The sequence below is a fragment of the Paraburkholderia hiiakae genome, from assembly GCF_904848665.1.
GTDB classification, from domain to species: Bacteria; Pseudomonadota; Gammaproteobacteria; order Burkholderiales; family Burkholderiaceae; genus Paraburkholderia; species Paraburkholderia hiiakae.
On sequence record NZ_CAJHCQ010000011.1, the window covers coordinates 107,828 to 125,835 of the forward strand.

Annotated in this window: 11 protein-coding genes; 5 read left to right on the top strand and 6 right to left on the bottom strand. The window is 66.0% G+C overall.

The window, feature by feature from the left end:
* Positions 1-191 precede the first annotated feature (191 nt).
* Positions 192-869 carry a heavy metal response regulator transcription factor gene (locus JMY28_RS21240; RefSeq protein ID WP_201697880.1) on the top strand — a complete coding sequence of 226 codons (678 nt, stop codon included), beginning with the start codon at positions 192-194 and terminating at the stop codon, positions 867-869.
* Between the two features lie 8 nt (positions 870-877).
* Positions 878-2,293: a heavy metal sensor histidine kinase gene (locus tag JMY28_RS21245; protein WP_201698032.1), complete on the top strand. Its 1,416-nt coding sequence runs from the start codon at positions 878-880 to the stop codon at positions 2,291-2,293.
* Here JMY28_RS21245 and JMY28_RS21250 read toward each other — a convergent pair.
* From JMY28_RS21250 to JMY28_RS21260, 3 genes are read right to left on the bottom strand one after another with little or no spacing between them, the layout of a single operon-like run.
* Positions 2,268-3,752, bottom strand: a complete 1,485-nt coding sequence (locus JMY28_RS21250) for an efflux transporter outer membrane subunit (protein WP_201697881.1) — start codon at positions 3,750-3,752, stop codon at positions 2,268-2,270. The genes JMY28_RS21245 and JMY28_RS21250 overlap by 26 nt on opposite strands.
* 12 nt (positions 3,753-3,764) lie before the next feature.
* On the bottom strand, positions 3,765-4,988 hold the full coding sequence (locus JMY28_RS21255) for an efflux RND transporter periplasmic adaptor subunit (RefSeq protein WP_201697882.1): 1,224 nt from the start codon (positions 4,986-4,988) through the stop codon (positions 3,765-3,767).
* Positions 4,989-4,998: 10 nt separating this feature from the next.
* Complete coding sequence (locus JMY28_RS21260) at positions 4,999-8,208, bottom strand: efflux RND transporter permease subunit (RefSeq protein WP_201697883.1); 3,210 nt, start codon at positions 8,206-8,208, stop codon at positions 4,999-5,001.
* Positions 8,209-8,481: 273 nt separating this feature from the next.
* Here JMY28_RS21260 and JMY28_RS21265 point away from each other — a divergent pair, with 273 nt between their 5' ends.
* The 3 genes from JMY28_RS21265 to JMY28_RS21275 all read left to right on the top strand — a co-directional run bounded on the left by JMY28_RS21265 (position 8,482) and on the right by JMY28_RS21275 (position 9,769).
* Positions 8,482-8,841, top strand: coding sequence for a DUF4148 domain-containing protein (locus JMY28_RS21265; protein WP_201697884.1), 360 nt, complete (start codon positions 8,482-8,484; stop codon positions 8,839-8,841).
* A gap of 251 nt (positions 8,842-9,092) precedes the next feature.
* Positions 9,093-9,443: a PilZ domain-containing protein gene (locus JMY28_RS21270; protein ID WP_201697885.1), complete on the top strand. Its 351-nt coding sequence runs from the start codon at positions 9,093-9,095 to the stop codon at positions 9,441-9,443.
* Between the two features lie 71 nt (positions 9,444-9,514).
* Positions 9,515-9,769 carry a hypothetical protein gene (locus tag JMY28_RS21275; protein ID WP_201697886.1) on the top strand — a complete coding sequence of 85 codons (255 nt, stop codon included), beginning with the start codon at positions 9,515-9,517 and terminating at the stop codon, positions 9,767-9,769.
* An 8-nt stretch (positions 9,770-9,777) separates the two neighbouring features.
* Here JMY28_RS21275 and JMY28_RS21280 read toward each other — a convergent pair whose 3' ends face one another.
* The 3 genes from JMY28_RS21280 to JMY28_RS21290 all read right to left on the bottom strand — a co-directional run bounded on the left by JMY28_RS21280 (position 9,778) and on the right by JMY28_RS21290 (position 17,995).
* Positions 9,778-11,568 carry an FAD-dependent oxidoreductase gene (locus JMY28_RS21280; protein ID WP_201697887.1) on the bottom strand — a complete coding sequence of 597 codons (1,791 nt, stop codon included), beginning with the start codon at positions 11,566-11,568 and terminating at the stop codon, positions 9,778-9,780.
* A 32-nt stretch (positions 11,569-11,600) separates the two neighbouring features.
* A complete protein-coding gene (locus JMY28_RS21285; protein ID WP_201697888.1) occupies positions 11,601-15,968 on the bottom strand; it encodes an ATP-binding protein in 4,368 nt (1,455 codons plus the stop codon).
* Between the two features lie 311 nt (positions 15,969-16,279).
* Entirely contained in the window at positions 16,280-17,995 is a 1,716-nt protein-coding gene (locus JMY28_RS21290) for a glycoside hydrolase family 44 protein (protein WP_201697889.1), read from the bottom strand.
* Positions 17,996-18,008: the final 13 nt, after the last annotated feature.

The window sequence follows — 18,008 nt, forward strand, 5'->3', positions numbered from 1 at the left end:
TGCGGTTTCGGCGCCCGCTTGCAGGCACAATGCCCGATAAGCGATTCGCAAGCCTCGCGAAGCAGATTCGATACGACCGTTCGAAATGCGCCGGCCAACAGTCCGGCGGCCTCGGCAGACTCACTTCCTGGAGGCGCGGCAAGCGACGGAGCGCATACAATTGAGCCGGACACACTCGGAGTTGAACGGCGATGCGCATTCTTGTGATCGAAGACGAGCCGAAGACCGGCGCCTATCTGAAGAAGGGCTTCGAGGAATCCGGCTACGCTGTGGACGTTGCCGCGGACGGCGCCGAAGGCTTGATCCTCGCGAAGGAGGCCGCGTACGACGTGATCGTGCTCGACGTCATGCTGCCGGCCATTGACGGCTGGACGGTGCTCAAAACGCTACGCACCACGCACACCACGCCCGTGCTCTTCCTCACCGCGCGCGACGATATCAGCGACCGCGTGAAGGGCCTCGAACTCGGCGCGGACGACTACCTCGTCAAGCCGTTCGCGTTCGTCGAACTGCTCGCGCGCGTGCGCACGCTGGCCCGCCGCGGCCCTCCGCGCGAGAGCGACGTGCTCGTGCTGGGCGACCTCGAAGTGGACGTGACGCGCCGACGCGTGAAACGCGGGGCCGCGCGCATCGACCTTACGCCGAAGGAGTTCTCGCTGCTGCAACTGCTCGTGCGCCGCCAGGGCGAAGTGCTTACGCGCACGCAAATCGCTTCCTACGTGTGGGACATGAACTTCGACAGCGACACCAACGTCGTGGAAGTCGCCATCCGCCGTCTGCGCGCGAAGGTGGACGACGCGTTCGACGTCAAGCTGATCCACACGGTGCGCGGCGTGGGCTACGTCGCCGAAATCAAAGGGAACGCCTGATGCCGCGCATGGCGGTGCGCTCGCTCGCCACAGGCCTCGCGCTGAGTTTCGCGGGCACGACGCTCGCCGTATTCGCGCTCGTGGGCAGCACGCTCTATTTCACGCTGGACCGCGAAGTGAAACAGCAGGACGACCTCGATATCGTGCTGATTTCGCGTCACACGCGCCGCCTTGCACAAGAACTGCACAGCGAGCACGACGTACGTGAACATGCGGAGCGGCTCACGAGTCAGGTGCTTGGCAATCCCGCGCTTTCCATGGAAATTCTCGGCACCGGCGGGGCGCAACTGGCCGAACACAACACGGCGGGCATTGCGGACGCGGCGTTTCCCGATGCGGCGCTCGCCCGGCGCCTTCCCCCCGCGCAACGCATCACCGAAGGCGACGTGGTGGCGTGGCGCAACGCGCGCGGCGTGCCGGTGCGCGGGCTTGCCACGGACGCCGCGCTTGCGGACGGCACGCCGGTCACCATCGTCATCGCGCGCGACATGACCGACCGCTGGCGTCTGCTCGACCACTATCGCGAGCGGCTTTATGGCTTCGGCCTGGCCGGCATGCTGCTCGCGTTCCTCATGAGCTGGCTGCTCGTGCGCGAGTCGCTGCGCCCGCTGCGCGAGATGGCGGCGCGCGCGGCCACGGTCACGGTGGACCGGCTCGATACGTCCATCGAAGTCGAAGGCGCGCCGAGCGAGCTGGAAGCGCTCACGAAGTCGCTCAACGCCATGCTCGAGCGCCTGCACGGCGGCTTCGAGCGCATGTCGCAATACACGGCCGATCTCGCGCATGACATGCGCACGCCGCTCGGCAACCTGCGCGGCGCGAACGAAGTGGCGCTCGCGCGCGAGCGCAGCACCGCCGAATACGAGGCGTTGCTCGAATCGAATCTGGAGGAATGCGAACGACTTTCGCGCATGATCGAAAGCGTGATCTTTCTCGCGCGCGCGGAGCACCCGCAATTCATGACGACGCTCGCGGAGTTCGACGTGCATGATGCGCTCACCCAGATTGCCGAGTACTTCGAAGGTCTCGCGGACGAAGCGGGGGTGCAGATCCGCGTGCAGGGCGCGGGCCGCCTGCGCGCGGATAAGGAACTGTTCCGGCGCGCCGTGGGCAACCTGCTCGCCAATGCGCTGCGCTATACGGCGCGCGGCGCGGAAATCACCCTGAGCGTCGAACAGACGCCAACGGCTGTCGAGGTGACGGTCGCCAATCCGGGCACGCCCATCGCGGCCGCGCTGCTGGAGCGCATTTTCGACCGCTTCTATCGCGCCGATGCGTCGCGCCACAGCGAGCCGCGCGCGGGGGCTTCAGCGGGGCTAGGACTCGCGATCGTGCGCACGATCATGGCGCTGCACGGCGGCTCCGCGCGTGCCGAAAGCGATGCTGCCGGCACGCGTTTCATCCTGACGTTCGCGCGCCCTTAGCGCTCAGGTTGCTCAGCGCAGCACGGTCCCAGCCGCCGCCGAGCGCCTCTAGCAGATGCACGCTCGCGTCGAGCCTTCTACCCGCGATCTGCTCCTCGTTGCGTTCGTTCGAGAGCGCGATGGTCTGCGCCGTCACGACATCGAGATAGTTCACAGCGCCCGCCTGATAGCGGTTCGTGGTGAGCTTGAGCGAGAGTTGCGCGGCGGCCGTGGCGCGCTGCTGGCTTCCGGCTTCGCTCGACAACGTATCGAGCGCGCTCAGGTTGTCCTCCACTTGCTGGAACGCTGTGAGCACGGTTTGGCGGTAGCCGGCCACGGCCGCGTCGTATTGTGCGTTTGCACCTTTTAGCGTGGCGTCGCGCCGGCCGCCGTCGAAGAGCGTGCCCGCGAGTTGCGAACCGATCGACCAGAACAGGCTCGGCGCGCTGAGCCACGGCGCGAAGAACGTGCTTTCGAGGCCGGCCGTGGCGGAGAGCGTGAGGTCGGGGTAAAAGGCCGCATGCGCCTCGCCGATTCTGGCATTGGCCGCCGCCACGCGCCGTTCCGCTGCGGCGATATCGGGACGCCGTTCGAGCAGCGCGGAGGGCACGCCTGCGGGAATCGACGGCACGATGGCAGGATCGACGCGCGGCGGCAGACTGAACGTCGAAGCGGGTACACCGATCAACGTGGCGATGGCGTGCTGGCGTTGTGCGCGCTGAATGTCGATGTCACTGTCCGCCGTGCGTGCGCTTTCGAGCTGCGTTTGCGCCTGGGCGACGGCCGAGGCGTCGATCGCGCCATCGGCGAGCTGCTGCTGCACGATGCGCAGCGCGGCTGTGTATGCGGTCACGGTGTCGTCGAGCAGCTTCTTCTGGCGATCGAGCGAACGCAAATCGAAGTAGTCCGTAGCAAGCTGGCTCGTCATCGCAAGGCGCACCGATTCGAGGTCGGCTTCAGTGGCCTGCGCGTTGGCATGCGCCTCGGTGGTTGCGTCCTTCACGCGGCCGAACAGGTCGGGTTCCCAGCTTGCGGTCAGCCCCGTCGAATAGTCGGGAATCGTCTTGCCCGCAAGCGAATGGTCCACGAGATTCTGCGAGGTCCGGTAGCGCTGCGCCGCCACGCCCGCCGTGACGACAGGCGCATAGCCCGCGCGTTGATAGTCGATCATCGCGCGCGCGGCTTCGAGATTGGCGACGGCCTGGCGCACGGTCTGGTTCGACACATCCACGCGGGCTTCGAGCTGGTCGAGGTCGTTGTCGCCGAAGAGGGTCCACCAGGGGCCGCGCGGTTTGGCGTCGGCGGGCGCAGCGACGATCCAGCCGGGCGCCGCTGCGGGTTGTGTTGTTTGTGTGGCGTAGTGCGCGGGCACATCTGCCGAGGGCACGCTGTAATGCGGCAACGTGGTGCAGGCTGCGAGCGATGCCGCTGTGCAGAGCACGGCGATCCGGCGCAGCGCAGGGAGAGGGCGTTCGAACATGGTGAGCCTCGCTTACGCTTTCGCAGCCGTCGAGGCGGCCGCCACACGTACGCTCTGGCCGCTGGCGACGGCGTCGCCGGGATTGTTGATGACGCGATCGGTTGGCGTGAGGCCCGTTGCGATTTCCACATAAGTGCCGAAATCGCGGCCTATGGTCACCTTGCGCAATTGCACCGTGTTCCTCGCATCCACCACTGCGACTGTCACGCCGTCCGGGCGGAACAGCAGCGCACTCACGGGCAGTTCGAGTGCAGGAGCCGCAGCCGTGAGCGCAAGATGCACCTGCGCGTAGGCACCAGGCATCAGCGCGCCGTCGTGGTTGTCCACATCGACTTCCACGCGTAATGTGCGGCTCACGGGGTCGATCACGTTTGAACTGCGCGCAACGCTCGCTTCGAAACGGCGCCCCGGATATTGTTGCGTCGTCAACCAGACGGTCGTGCCGGGCGTGACGAGGCTCGCGTCGTCCTGCGGCACGTCCACATATACGCGCAGCCGGTCGGTCTGCGCGATATGGAACAGCTCGCCGGGCATGGTGGCAAGGCCAGGCGTGCCGCCCGCTGTGACGAGCGCGCCCACCTGCACGTTGCGCGCGGTGATCACGCCGTCGAAGGGCGCCGTCACGTTCTGGTACGACACCAGCTCCTGGAGCCGCGCGACGTTGGCCTGTGCGGCCTGGAGCGTGGCGAGTTTCGCGGCGGCGTCGCTCGTTTTCGCCTGGGCGTCCTGCTCGGAAACCGATTGTGTCTGCAACATCGTCTGCCAGCGCTGCGCCGTGCTGCTCGCGAAGCGATAGTTGGCCTGCGCCGTCGCTTCGTCGGCGCGCGCCTGCTGGAGTTGAGCGTCGAGTTCGGGTGTGTCGATCTGCGCGAGGGTCTGGCCAGCCTTCACATGCGCGCCGATATCCGTGTACCAGTGCTGCACGTAGCCGCTCGTGCGCGCATAGATCGAGGCGTCGGCCCACGACATGACCGATCCGGGCAGCAGCAGGTCCTGCTTGGCGGGCGCGCGCGTTGGCGTGACGGTGGAGACGATCAGTTCGCGCTGCGCCGCGACCTGCTGGGCCTGCGCCGTGCGCGCCTCGAGGCGCGGCACGATGCCCGCTGTGAGGAGCACTGCGGCAATTGCGAGGCAGGTAAGGCCGATGACGACGGTCGTGTGCTTGCGTGCGGCCACGGCGGGTGTGGCCGGTTGCGCTGGGCTGTCGCGATGCTCGTGCGGAGTGAGCGGCTTCATTCTGGAATCCTTATTCAACGTGAGTGGTTGCACTGGCTTGCGCAGCGTCATTGGCGTCGCGCGCGGCGCGGCGTTTCGCGAGCCAGCCGTGCACCATGCCGAACACGACCGGAACGAATACGAGCGTGGAAAGCGTGCCAATAGCGAGGCCGCCGATCACGGCGCGTCCGAGCGGCGCGTTCTGCTCGCCGCCGTCGCCGAGACCGAGCGCCATCGGCAGCATGCCGATCAGCATGGCGAGCGCCGTCATGAGGACCGGGCGAAAGCGGTTGAAGCCCGCGTCGAGCGCGGCGGCGAGCGGCTCCATGCCCGCGGCGAGCGACTCGCGCGCCGTGTTGATGACGAGAATGCTGTTCGCCGTGGCAATACCCATACAGAGGATCGTGCCCGTGAGCGCTGGCACGCTGAGCGTGGTTTGGGTGACGAACAACATCCACGCGATGCCGGCGAGCGAGGCCGGCAGGCCGCTCACGATGATGAGCGGGTCGAGCCACGACTGGAAGTTCACGACCATCAGCAGGTAGACGAGCGCGATAGCGAACACGAGGCCTGCCGCGAGGCCGCTGAACGAGGCGTTCATCGACTGCACCTGGCCGCGCATCACGATCGACGAGCCCGGCGGCAGTTGCGCGCGCGCCGCGTTGACGAGACGGTTCACGTCGGAGGCGACGCCGCCCAGGTCGCGCCCCTGCGTCGAGGCGAAGATGTCGAGAACGGGCTGCACGTTGTAGTGCGAGACCACGGCTTGCTGCGAGCTGCGTGAGACGGTGCCGAGCGTACCCAACTGGTTCTGCGGCGTGAACGTGACGGATTGCGATGTCGTCACCGGAATATTGGCGAGCGTTTGCAGCGAATGAATGTCGTATTGCGGCATTTCGGTCACGAGCGGATAGCTCACGCCGTTCTTCGGATCGAGCCAGAAGTTAGGCGTGGTTTGCGAACTGCCCGAGAGCGCGATGAGCAGGTTCTGCGCGACGTCGTGCTGCGTGAGGCCCGCTTGCAGCGCCTTCGTGCGGTCCACATCCACGTTGATGGTGGGCTCGTCGCCGGGCTGCTGGATGCGCGCGTCGACGAGCCCGCGCACGCCGCGCATTTCGTCGAGCAGGTGGTTCGCCACGACGCGGTTCTGCGCGAGCTTGTTGCCGACGATCTGCACATCGATGGGCGCAGGCAGGCCGAAGTTCAGGATCTGGCTCACGATGTCGGCCGGCAGGAACGCGAAGGTCACGCCCGGAAACGAGGCGTTGAGCACGTTGCGCAGCTTCGCGACATATTGCGCGGTCGGCTTGTGCTTCGGCGCGAGCGTGATGAGGATGTCCGCATCCTCGGTCCCGATGGGGTCCGACGAGTCGTACGTGAGATTGATGCCGCTCACTGGCACGCCGATGTTGTCGAGCACCGCGGCCTGTTCGGCGGGCGGAATCACGCTGCGGATCTTCGCTTCGACTTCATCGGTGATGCGGGCCGTTTCCTCGATGCGCGTGCCGGTGGGCGCGCGCAGATGCAGGCGGATTTCGCCGGTATCGACGGCGGGAAAGAAGTCGCGGCCCGTGAACGGCACGAGTACGAGCGAGCCGAGGCAGAGCGCGACCCACAGCACGACGAAACGGCGGCGCTGTGCAATGGCCGCCTGAAGCAGCGTGCGATAACGGTTGCGCACCGCTTCGAAACGGTGTTCGAAGCCCGCCTGAAAGCGCGTCAACGCACCCGCAATGCCGCGCGATGGCGCGGCGTTCGGCGTGCGCGCCCGCAGCAGGTACATGGCGAGCGTGGGAATGAGCGTGCGCGAGAAGAAGTACGACGCACACATCGCGAACACGACAGCCTCGGCGAGCGGCACGAAGAGATAACGCGCGACGCCCGAAAGCAGGAACATCGGCACGAACACGATGCAGATGGAGAGCGTCGAAACAAAGGTCGGCACGGCAATTTCGCCGGAACCGTTGAGAATCGCGTCGTGCAGCGGCGCGCCGCGCTCCAGGTGATGCGTGATGTTTTCGATGGCGACGGTTGCGTCGTCAACGAGTATGCCGACGGCGAGCGCGAGGCCGCCGAGCGTCATGATGTTGATGGTTTCGCCGAGCGCCGCGAGCGCGATGAGCGACGTGAGCACGGCAAGCGGAATGGTCACGGCGATGATGAGCGTGGCGCGCCAGCTGCCGAGAAAAAGCAGGATCATCGCGGCAGTGAGGCAAGCCGCAATGAGCGCTTCGCGCACCACGCCCGAGATCGCCGACTTCACGAACACGGACTGATCGGAGAGCGGCGTGATCTTGAGCGCTTTCGGCAGGCCTGCTGCGATCTTCGGCAACATCGCCTTCACTTGCTGGATGATCGTGAGCGTCGAGGCACTGCCGGTTTTTTCGACGGTAAGGAGTGCCGCGCGTTTGCCGTCTGCGCGCACGATGTTCGTTTGCGGCGCGTAGCCGTCGATCACGTGCGCCACGTCGCGCACATACACCACGCTGCCGTTCACGGTCTTGACCGGCAGGTCGTTGAGCGCCGCGACCGTTTGCGTGCTGCCGTTCATCTCCACGTTGTATTCGCGCGAACCGATTTTGGCCGTGCCGCCGGGCAGGATCAGGTTCTGGGCGTTCACGGCGTTCACGACGTCGGCGGGCGCGAGACCTTTTGCCTGCAGCGCTTTCGGATCGAGCTGCACCATGATCTGGCGGATCTTGCCGCCATAAGGCAGCGGCACGGCCGCGCCCTGGACGGTGGCGAGCTGCGTGCGGATGAAGCTATTGCCGAGGTCGTAGAGCGACTGCTCGGGCAGTGTCGCGCTGGAGAGCCCCAGTTGCAGCACCGGCACCGTGGAGGCGTTGTACGTGATGATGTTCGGCGGCAGCGTGCCCGGCGGCAGGATGCGCAGGATCGAGGCGGAGTTCGAAGCCGCCTCGGCGATCGCGCGGTTGATGTCGGCGCCGGGATGGAAGAACACCTTCACGACCGAGACGCCGTTGAGCGACTGCGATTCGATGTGCTCGATGTCGTCCACGTCGGAGGTGAGGGCGCGCTCGTAGTTCGAGGTGATGCGCTGCGCCATGTCCTCGGCGGAGAAGCCGTTGTAGGTCCAGACGATGCTGACCACGGGGATATTGATGTTCGGAAAAATGTCCGTGGGCGTGCGCATGATGGCGAGCGGCCCGAGGATGAATAGCAGTACGGCCAGCACGATGAACGTGTAAGGCCGTCTGAGAGCCAGTTTGACGATCCACATGACGGTGTCCGGGTTGAGGCAGGATTGGCGCAAGTATCGGGAGGGCGCGCTTACCCGGTGCTGACCTCGACATTACGGATTTGTCATCTTTCGCGCGAAGGGGCGTTGGCCGCTGTGGGCGCGTTGCGCCCAGATAACGAACTCGTAATCAGCGGGTCAGCTTTGGGTCAGCGCCGCGCGCCCAGAATGCAGTCAACCTTCGCGATATTGCCGAGGGCGGCCAAGGCGGCATCTCTTCCCGATGCAGCGGCCATTCATTGAGAGGTGAACATCATGAAAGCACTCGTTTCCACATTGCTCGTTGCCTGCGCTCTGGCCGCACCGGCCGCCGCTTTCGCACAGACCGCCAACCCCGCCAACACGCCGGTCACGCGTGCGCAGGTTGTCGCCGATCTCGTGCGGCTGGAGCAGGCGGGGTATCGCCCAGTGGCGAACGACCTCAACTATCCGGATGACATTCAGCACGCGGAGGCGATCGTGGCCCAGGAGCAGGCGCAAACGCAGACGCAAACGGCGCAGCAGGCCGCGCCGGGCAGCACGGCGGTTGGCGGCGTGGCGATGACGGGCAGCTCGGACGCGGGCGCGCCGCTCGTGGCCAGCGTTGACGGGCAGTCGATCTATGCGCATCACTGAGCGCACTACAGAGCGCACTACAGAGCGCACTACAGAGCGCACTACAGAGCGCACTACAGAGCGCACTACAGAGCGCTCGAGCGCGGTGCGGCAGCCCCGGCGATCAAGCCGGGCGCCGCCGCGCATTCCGATTGACTCGATCAAACGTTTGCGTGGCGCGACTTCGCACACCATCCCCCGCCTTAATTGCGCAGTCACGTTAAAATCCCGACCCTCAATAAAAATGAAACGTTGAAACAGGTGTCATGCGTATGCGAAGTGGACTGGATATGCGTCGGGAGGTCCGTACGCCGCTGTTGTTCGCCCCGCTGCTTCTGAACAAGGACGGCCGCGCTCTCGCGCAGGTCGCCGACCTTAGCTCGCGCGGGGCGCTCCTGCACGCGCGCAACGGTCTGCTCTTCCGGGGAGAGACGGTCTCGGGATGGCTGCAGTCGGCGCCGATCGACGACGAAGACGAGATCGTCCTGGCCGTCGCGCTCGATGTTCGGTGGATCGCCGAGGATCAGGAGAGAGGATGGAGCCGTGTGGGTTGCGAGATGCATGCGCTGGATCAGCGCTCGATGGCCCGTCTGCAGGACCTGATTGCGAAGGCCGCGCCCTAGCCGTTCGACAAGTCATGCCTACGCGCCAAAGTCTGCGCTAAAGTTTGTGAGCCGCCCGCCGAAAATCAGGCATGGCGCACGAACAACCCAAACCCCCTCAAAACGATCCGATCCGGGCAGAAGCACGGGCGCTGGAGGCCAGCATCCGCGCGATCAGACGGGCACAGGGAAAGAGGAACCCTGAAGATTGTGTGCCGGGCAGCCCGGAACGCCTCGCGATCATGGAAGCGTTCGTGCGCGATGTCGGGCGTGTGCTTGCGCTCGATATGCGCGAGCTCGAAAAGGACGATGACAGCGATCCCAACGGTAGGGGTTCGGCCGGGTAGGCCGAGATTCAAGACCCCACAGGCGTGAAGCCGTCAGCACTCCAGTCTTCGCTGCCCACTCCGTGGTGCACGAAAAAGAACCCTTGCGGATCGTAGCGATCCTTGATGGCTTTCAGCCGCGCATAGTTGACTCCCCAAAACGCCTCGCGCCAATCGCTGCGAAAAAAATCGGTCTCCGAAATATAGGAGCCGCTTCGCGGCGATAGCGCCTTGAGAATGGCCGCAGCCTTGCCCACATTCGCGGCGTTGCGATGTGCCTGCGCCATGTCAGGCGGCGGGATGGGGAGGCCCGGAAAGGGCGGTGGGCCGCCTGTGGCGACGATCATCAGGCCGAAGGCGTCGGCCACTTTCGGATTCATGGCGCACTGGCGCGCCTCTTCGTTCACCTCCGGCGGCGCGCCGGCGAGCCCTTTGTTGAAATGCAACTCTACGGCTTGAAACTGGGCCGCCGCGACGAAGGCATCGGCAAGCCGGCCGCGTTGCGCCGGTTCGAGCAGGGCCGCGGGCAGCCATTGCGACTCATAGGCGTGCAGGAACGCGGAGGCCTGCTCGCCGTCGCCTTGCCACCAGCCATGGTTGTGTGTGGCGTTGGCGCGCGGGTCTGCCACGAGTCCCGGGTTGGCGTCGACGTCCCACCAGCGACGCGACGGGCCAGCGCCGACGTGAGGTCCTTCGTTCAAGCTGAAGTCCATCGGCGAGGCGCGCACCCAGTCGATGAAAGGCGCCCAGACCGACTTCGCCTGATGGTCGTCGAGGCCCTGGCACACCATCGCCACTTCGATCTCATCGCTGTGAAAGATGAATCGCTCGCCCCATTCAGGATTGAACAGATTGTCTGCATAGTGATCGAAGAGTCGCGCAGCCAGCCGCCGGTAAGCCTCGCGCGACGAAGCCTTGACCTTGAACCTGGCCCAGCCGAAGTTTTCGGGCAGGTCATGGGTCTGTAGCGTGATCTTCGTCACCGCGCCGAAACTGCCGCCGCCGCCGCCCTTGAGCGCCCAGAAGAGATCGGGCTCCTGGCATGCGTTCACCGTGCGGACAACGCCGTCGGCGGTGACGATCTCGGCCTGTAGCAGGCTCGCGGCCGCGAGGCCATAACGCTTCGACCACGACCCGAAACCGCCGCCTAGAACGAGGCCGGCGACGCCCACGGTCGTGCATCCGCCACCCTGAACGTAGCGTCCCGCCTGGGTCGTGACGGCGGTGTAGGCGTCGATCCACATGCAGCCTGTCCCGAGCGTCACTGCAGGCTTCGGTGGCGTCGAGCAGCCGGCTGGAACGAACGCGTCATGGAGTTCGATGCGGTTCATCCCGCGCGTCCAGATCAGAAGAGAATCGGGCGCGTTCGAGCCGCCGAGATAACTGTGGCCGCCGCCTTTCACCACCAGACGCAAATTGTGCTCGCGCGCGAAATTGACGCCCGCAACCACGTCTGCGGTAGAACGGGCCGCCACTGCGTAGGTGCTTGCGTTCGCCGTCCAGGCATCGAGCCAGCCGGAGATCTGGGTGGCGCCCGGATCGTCGCCGAGCGCGAACGGGTTTCGCGCTTCCTTGATTCTCGCGAGGCACGCTTGCGCGTGTGGCGTTTGCGCGCAGGTCTGCCAGATCGTGGTGGGTTGCAGCAAATTTCCGCCGACCGCCTGGCTCAGCGCTTCCCATTCCGGCGCTTTCGGCCAGGCAGGATCGCCTGGCCGCACGCGAGCCGCGCGAGCCGAAGCGGGCAGCACGCCGGCGAAGGTCGAGGCGGTGGCGAGGCACGGCAAGGCGACAACTCCCTTGAGCAGGCATCGTCGTTTCATGACGTCTTTTCTCCTCGCGATGGGTGAAACGCTTAGTTTTCCCAATTATGATGCAACGCCGCCAGAGCACGCTGAAGCGCCTGCTGATCGACGGGTTTGACGAGGTGATAATCGAAACCGGCCGCGCGCGAGCGCTGGAAATCCTCGGCCTGGCCGTACCCCGTGATGGCGACGAGACGAAGGCCCGCGAGCTGAGGCATCGTGCGCAGTGTCTGGGCAAGCTCATAGCCGCTCATGCCGGGCAGCCCGATGTCGAGCAGCGCGATCTCGGGAAGAAACGCTGCGGCGAGCCGGATCGCCTCGGGTCCGCTGTAGGCGACGGCCAGCGTATGCCCTTGCAGCGCGAGGAGTGCCGCGAGGGAATCCGCGCCGTCCTTGTTGTCGTCCACCACGAGCACGCGGCGCTGATCCACATCGGCGGCACCGGCGGCGGCTACCGGGGCAGCGGGGCGCGCAATGCGCCGCAAGCGGATTTCGAACGTCGCGCCATGTCCGATGCCAGGGCTTTGCGCGCTAATCGTTCCCTGGTGCATTTCCACGAGGCGTCTCGCCACGGCCAGCCCGATGCCCAAGCCGCCCTGAGCGCGATCGAGCGTGCGCTCGCTTTGCACGAACAGGTCGAACACATGAGGCAGCAGCTCGGCCGAAATGCCCGAGCCGTTGTCCGAGATGCCGATGACGACGTGGGTGCCTTCTGGCCGGGTCCAAACGCGGATCGTGCCGCCGGGGTTGGTGTACTTCACGGCGTTGGAGAGCACGTTGGCGACGCACTGCACCAGCCGCGCCATATCGCCATCGACGTATAGCGGTTCGTCGCGCTTTGCGGTTTCGACCGTGAGCGTATGCTGCCTTTCGCGCAGCTGCGGCTCGACCGTTTCGATACCCAGGGCCACGACGTTCGCGAGATCGACCGCTCGCCGCCGCAATTTGATGCGGCCCTGGGTGATGCGCGAAACATCGAGAAGATCGTCGACCAGGCGGCTCAGTTGGGTGGTTTGCCGCTTGATCATGTCGATGGCATGCTGCGCCTCGGCATCGCCCGTCAACATACGCGAAAGCAGCTCGCCGGCATTGGTGATGGGCGCGAGCGGATTGCGCAGCTCATGGGCCAGCATGGCGAGAAATTCGTCTTTCTGCCGGTCGGCAACGCGCAGGGCGTCGGCGCCGCTCGCGCGCTCCTCGGCCTCCTGGTGGTGAGAGATGATGATGGCCGCGGTCTGTGCGAGGCGCATCGCGAGTTCACGATCGAGAGGGGTGGGCTTGCACGGGGCCTCGTGATACATGGCGAACGTGCCGACCACCTTCCCGGCGGAAGTCTCGACTGGGAAAGACCAGCAGCCGCGATAGCCGTGCTGCTGTGCGAGCCACAGCCATTCCTTCCAGGACGGATCTTCGGTCACGTCCGGCGTAATGACGGGCTGCCGCGTATAGGCGGCCAGCCCGCAGGAGAACGAGTCGGCGGCGATGCGGAAACTCTCGACGCTCGCAGCGTACTCCGCGCCCATGCCGGTGACGTGCCGCAACTCCGTCTGCTCCGCGTTGGCGAGATAGAACGCGCAGCGGGCGCGGGCGCCCATCTGCCTGACCGCCGCCTTCGTGAGAACGTCGAGCGAGACGGCGAGCGGCGCGTTGTTCACGGCCGCCTGGAAGGCTTCCTTCTGCGCGGCCACCCACGCCGCGGTGTCGCGCAGAACCGTCTCGACGCGCTTACGCTCGGTCATGTCGACCGCCATGCCGAACCATTCGACGATCTCGCCGTGGCTGTCCAGCACCGGGATCGCGCGCGAAAGCGTCCAGCCGGGCGTGCCGTCGACGCGCCGCACGCGATGCTCGAGTTCGAACTTGCTCTTGTTGCGAACGGCCAGTTCGATGTGGGCGAGCACGGCGTCGCGATCCTCCGGTGCGATGTAGCGTTCGAGCCAGCCTGAACTGGCACCTTCGGTATTGGCGATGAAGTCTCGCCCCTGGAGAAAGCGCATTTCGCTCCAGTCGGCGCTCACCGAATAGACCGCGTCCGACGACGCATTGACCAGCGCGCGAAATCGCTCTTCGCTTCTGCGCCGCAATGCCGTGAGTTCGAGCAGCGCGCCGATGCGGGCGACCAGTTCGCGAGCGGAGAAGGGTTTGACCAGATAGTCGTCCGCGCCCGCACCCAGACCATCGACGCGTGCCTCTTCCCCTGCGCGGGCGGAGAGCAGGATGACGGGGATATCGAGTAGCTGCTTGTCGGTGCGCACGGCCCGCAGCAAGCCCAGGCCGTCGAGCCGGGGCATCATGATGTCGGCAAGAATCAGGTCGGGCCGCTGCCGAGCCGCGGCTTGCAGTGCCGCGGCGCCGTCCGGGACGACCTCGACGGCGTAGCGTCCGGCCAGCAGGCTTCGCAAGTAGGCGCGCATGTCGGCATTGTCGTCGGCGACCAGCACACGCAGCCGGTCTTCCGCCGCGATGGCGGGCAGTGCGGCGACCGGCACTGCGTCGGGCACGATGTCTGGAGGACCTGCCGGTTCGTCGACCACGCTCTCGGGTATCCAACGCAACGCCTCCTGCACGAAGGCTTGTGCGTGGATGGCGCTCGGGTCGCCGGCGTGCGCCGGCTTGAGCCGATCGGCGCTCAAATGCGTCGAGCCGAGCGGGATACTCACCACGAATCGTGTGCCGCTGCCGGGTTCGCTGGCGGCGGTGATCTCGCCGCCATGAAGCTTGACGAGTTCCTGGACGAGAGAAAGCCCGATGCCCGTTCCTTCCTGAGTGCGCCCAGCGACCCCTTCGACACGATGGAAACGCTCGAAGATGCGGGGTAATTCGTTGTCCGGAATACCTGCGCCGGTATCGCTCACTTCGAGCAGCGCCTGTGCATTGCGCGAACGCAGCCGAACGGCGATCTCGCCGCGCAGCGTGTATTTGAAGGCGTTGGATAGCAGGTTGAGGACGATCTTTTCCCACATTGGCGGATCGACGTACACAGTCTCGGCGAGCGTTTCGCACTCGACGGTGTACGTCAGGCCGCCGCGTTCGATTGCGGAGCGAAAGGTCCCAGCCACGTTGCGGGTGAGCGCCGCGAGATCGGTCGGCTCATAGGAGGCCTGCACGCGACCGGCTTCGATGCGGGAAAAATCGAGCAGCGTGTTGACGAGCCGCAGCAGCCTGAGCGCATTGCGATGCGCCAGCGCGAGCTGGGCGCGCGCCTGGTCTGGAACTGAGGGGTCCGAAGCAAACTCGGCAACGGGGCCGAGCATGAGCGTCAAGGGCGTGCGGAACTCGTGGCTGACGTTGGAAAAGAAAGCCGTCTTGGCGCGGTCGATGGCGGCCAGCGCCTCGGCTCGCTTGCGCTCCTCTTCGAGCGCCCGCGCGTCGCGGATGCCGGTGACGACCTGCGAGGCCGCAAGCTCGAAAAAGGTGCGATATCCCGCGTCGACCACGCGGTGCGGACTGAGGCCACAAATAAGCACACCGAACGTGCGGGACCGATCCGAGGAGGCGAGCGGCAGCACGATGGCCGAACGTGTCGCCTCGTCCCACGGACTGCGGGGCAGCGCATCCGCATGTTGAGGCAAAAGCGCCACGATCTCGATACGCCGCTCGAGCACGGCTTCCCGTAGCGGCCACGGCTCGTCGGCGTTCGCGTTGGCGAGTTCGACCTGTGCCGGCGCCAGGTGTTCGAGAGCCTGCGCGCTCACGCCTGCGCTGGCCGCTCTGCGCGCGCGGGTGCCGTCCTCGTTCAGCAGATAAAGCAGCGCGAACGGCACATCCCAGGCGTTGTCTTCGAACACCGCAGCGGCGTTCGCGCACACCTGTTCGGCAGTTTGCCCGTCCGCGTGCGCCGCGCCGCGCGCGCCGAGCTCGCGCAACGTGCGCAACTGTCGCTCGACGAAGATCTGCTCGGTCGTCTCCGTGACTGTCGCGAGGACACCGCCGATGCCCGACTCGACGGACGCGTCCGGCACCGGGCTGTACGCGAGGCGGAAATGGGTTTCTTCGCGCGGCACCTTGCGCTCGATGAGAACGGCGATATCGTCGTTCACCGATGCCGGCCCCCCGCGAAAAGGCCGTTCGGCCATCGGGCCGAGGATATGAAAGACCTCGCTCCAGCAGTCGCGAAACCGCTGGCCCATGGCTCGGGGATGCTTTTCGCCGAGCACGGGCCGGTAGGCATCGTTGTAAATCTGGACGAAATCGGCGCCCCACCACAGCAGCATGGGCGAGTGATTGTGCAGGACCAGCGACGCGGTGGAGCGCAACGCCTGCGACCAGCCGTCGACCGGCCCGATCGAGGTTTGGCTCCAGTCGACCGCGCGGGCGAGTGCGCACGCCTCGCCCGCACCCATCAGACATGCGGGGGCCGCCGTCGCCTCGCGTGGCAGTCGTTGCGTGTCCGGGAAACGGTCCTCGGTTGACGACATCGGGTGCCTGCGCCTCCAGCGTCCGCGATTCCTTGCGGCCCGGTCTCCATTGGCAATGGAGAGGGGTCAAGGGCTGTTTTTTATGATATCAGCAATGCGGCGCGCGGCATGTCGCGGTCGCGGCGCTTGCGCCTCGCGGTCGTCATGCGCTTTGTCCTCGATTGCCGTTACTGGTCAGCGTGGGAAACGACGCTCAGGGTCGCGAGCGAATTGTTGCCCTTGGGGCCGCTGGTCGGGCGTCCTGTTTTTCATCTTGCGCCGCAGCGCGTCCCGGCACGCGCCCGAGCACCATCGGCCGGGCAACGCAAGCGTCACTCATGCTGCGCCTGTGCGCCGCGCAGCACGTACAGCGTCACGCTCTGCGCGGGCAGGCTCGCGCGCAGCGTGCCGTCCCGGTAGGGCGCGTCGGGCATGCGCGACAGCTGGTTGTTCGCGAGCCGCCAGGTTTCGGCCACGCCGCTCGCCGCGAAATGGTCGAGCGTGACGGCGGCGTCTGCGGGGCGGTCCAACTGCTTGTTGATGACCACGAGCGTCAGCGCGTGATCGCTCTCGCGTAAGGCGGCGAATGCGGAAACCGTGTCCGGGTCGGGCGCGCTTGCCGAGATGCTGGTCGCACCGAACGCCGCGCCGTTGCCGTCGTAGTTGCGGTAGAGCTTGAACGCTTTGTACACCGGCATCGAGGAATCGAGCGTGCCCCAGCGCGTGGCGATATCCAGCCCTTCGCAGCCGAAAATGCCGAGCACGTCGGCCTGGGCAGTCGCGCCGTTCATCAGCGTGTCGCCGCCCCAGTTGTATTCCGTGATGCCGATGGGCGTGCCCGGGTAGTAGTACGTATCGACCCAACGCCGCATCAGCGGGATCAGCGCCACGACGCTGTTGATCCACGTGGGGTCTTTGTAGTTCGGGTCCCACAGGTCGCGCGTGGAGCGGTTGCGCATGAGCGCGACGGCCTGCGAGTTCGTCGCGCCCGTTTCGGCAAATTCGCCGCCCTGCGGGTAGAAGTGGAGGCTGAACACATCCACCGGATGGCCCGCCGCTTTCCATTGCGTGAGCAACCAGGGCACGTAGGGCATGCCCTGAGTTTCGCCTGTGCGGTCGGGCGCGTGATCGAGGCCGTGGTCCGCTGCGTACTGCTGGTCGAAGCCGCTATAGAAGTAGCCCTGCCAGCCCCATTCTTCCGGCGCGACGATCTGCGCGTGCGGGTCCGCGGACTTCACGGCGCGCGAATAGGCGATCACCTTGTTTGCGATTTCGCTCGCATGCGCGCCCGTGGGATGCACGTCGCGGTGGATGAGCTGCCAAAGGCTCGGTTCGTTGTCGAGCGCGTAGTAGCGCACGCCGCCCGCGCTCGCGCCGCCGAACTGCTTGACCAGATCCGCCACGCGCGCCTGTTCGTTTTGCGGGTCGTCGGGTGTCGAGGCGTCGTTCGTGTCGTTGCCGTCGATTGGCTTGCCACCTGGCGCCACGCCATTGCCGGCGTCGGCATGGCCGTTCACGTCGTAGTTCGGCTGCGGGCCGTATTTGGCGATCGAGAAGCTCGCGAGCGTCGCGCGCGCCGGCCCGAGTTTCGCCACACGGCCGAGCATCGGAATGGTCACGATGGGCGTGGCGCCCGCCGCCTGGGTGAGCGCGACGAAGCGCTCGCCGAACTGGTCGTTGATATCGGCGGGATTGACGGCGAGGCTTTCGAAATACCAGTCCTTGCCCGCATTGCGCGCGTCGATGCGCCAGTTATAGGCCGAGGCGCTGTTGCCGCCCGAGCGGTTGACCGGCGCGCGCAGGTCTTGCAGGACGGCAGTCGTGCCGAAGTTGATGCCGTAAATCAGCGGGCTGATGGGATGCCGGCCTGCCGCGGCATCCACCGAGATGGCCACTGGCAAGGGCGTGCCGGAGGTCGCGTCGGTGCAGGCCGCCGCGCCCGATATGAGCAGCGCGCCGATCAGCACCGTATGCAGGTTAGGGCGCTTGAGGCTGCGGGCGGTAAGCGTCGTCAGCCCGAGGACGCGGGCTGGTCGGAGTATGTTCATCGGGCGCGTGGGT

What these genes read in the sequence shown, in the direction of transcription:
- JMY28_RS21240 (WP_201697880.1), top strand. Translation starts at nt 192, where the DNA reads ATGCGCATTCTTGTGATCGAAGACGAGCCGAAGACCGGCGCCTATCTG.
- JMY28_RS21245 (WP_201698032.1), top strand. Translation starts at nt 878, where the DNA reads ATGGCGGTGCGCTCGCTCGCCACAGGCCTCGCGCTGAGTTTCGCGGGC.
- JMY28_RS21250 (WP_201697881.1), bottom strand. Translation starts at nt 3,752, where the DNA reads ATGTTCGAACGCCCTCTCCCTGCGCTGCGCCGGATCGCCGTGCTCTGC.
- JMY28_RS21255 (WP_201697882.1), bottom strand. Translation starts at nt 4,988, where the DNA reads ATGAAGCCGCTCACTCCGCACGAGCATCGCGACAGCCCAGCGCAACCG.
- JMY28_RS21260 (WP_201697883.1), bottom strand. Translation starts at nt 8,208, where the DNA reads ATGTGGATCGTCAAACTGGCTCTCAGACGGCCTTACACGTTCATCGTG.
- JMY28_RS21265 (WP_201697884.1), top strand. Translation starts at nt 8,482, where the DNA reads ATGAAAGCACTCGTTTCCACATTGCTCGTTGCCTGCGCTCTGGCCGCA.
- JMY28_RS21270 (WP_201697885.1), top strand. Translation starts at nt 9,093, where the DNA reads ATGCGAAGTGGACTGGATATGCGTCGGGAGGTCCGTACGCCGCTGTTG.
- JMY28_RS21275 (WP_201697886.1), top strand. Translation starts at nt 9,515, where the DNA reads ATGGCGCACGAACAACCCAAACCCCCTCAAAACGATCCGATCCGGGCA.
- JMY28_RS21280 (WP_201697887.1), bottom strand. Translation starts at nt 11,568, where the DNA reads ATGAAACGACGATGCCTGCTCAAGGGAGTTGTCGCCTTGCCGTGCCTC.
- JMY28_RS21285 (WP_201697888.1), bottom strand. Translation starts at nt 15,968, where the DNA reads ATGTCGTCAACCGAGGACCGTTTCCCGGACACGCAACGACTGCCACGC.
- JMY28_RS21290 (WP_201697889.1), bottom strand. Translation starts at nt 17,995, where the DNA reads ATGAACATACTCCGACCAGCCCGCGTCCTCGGGCTGACGACGCTTACC.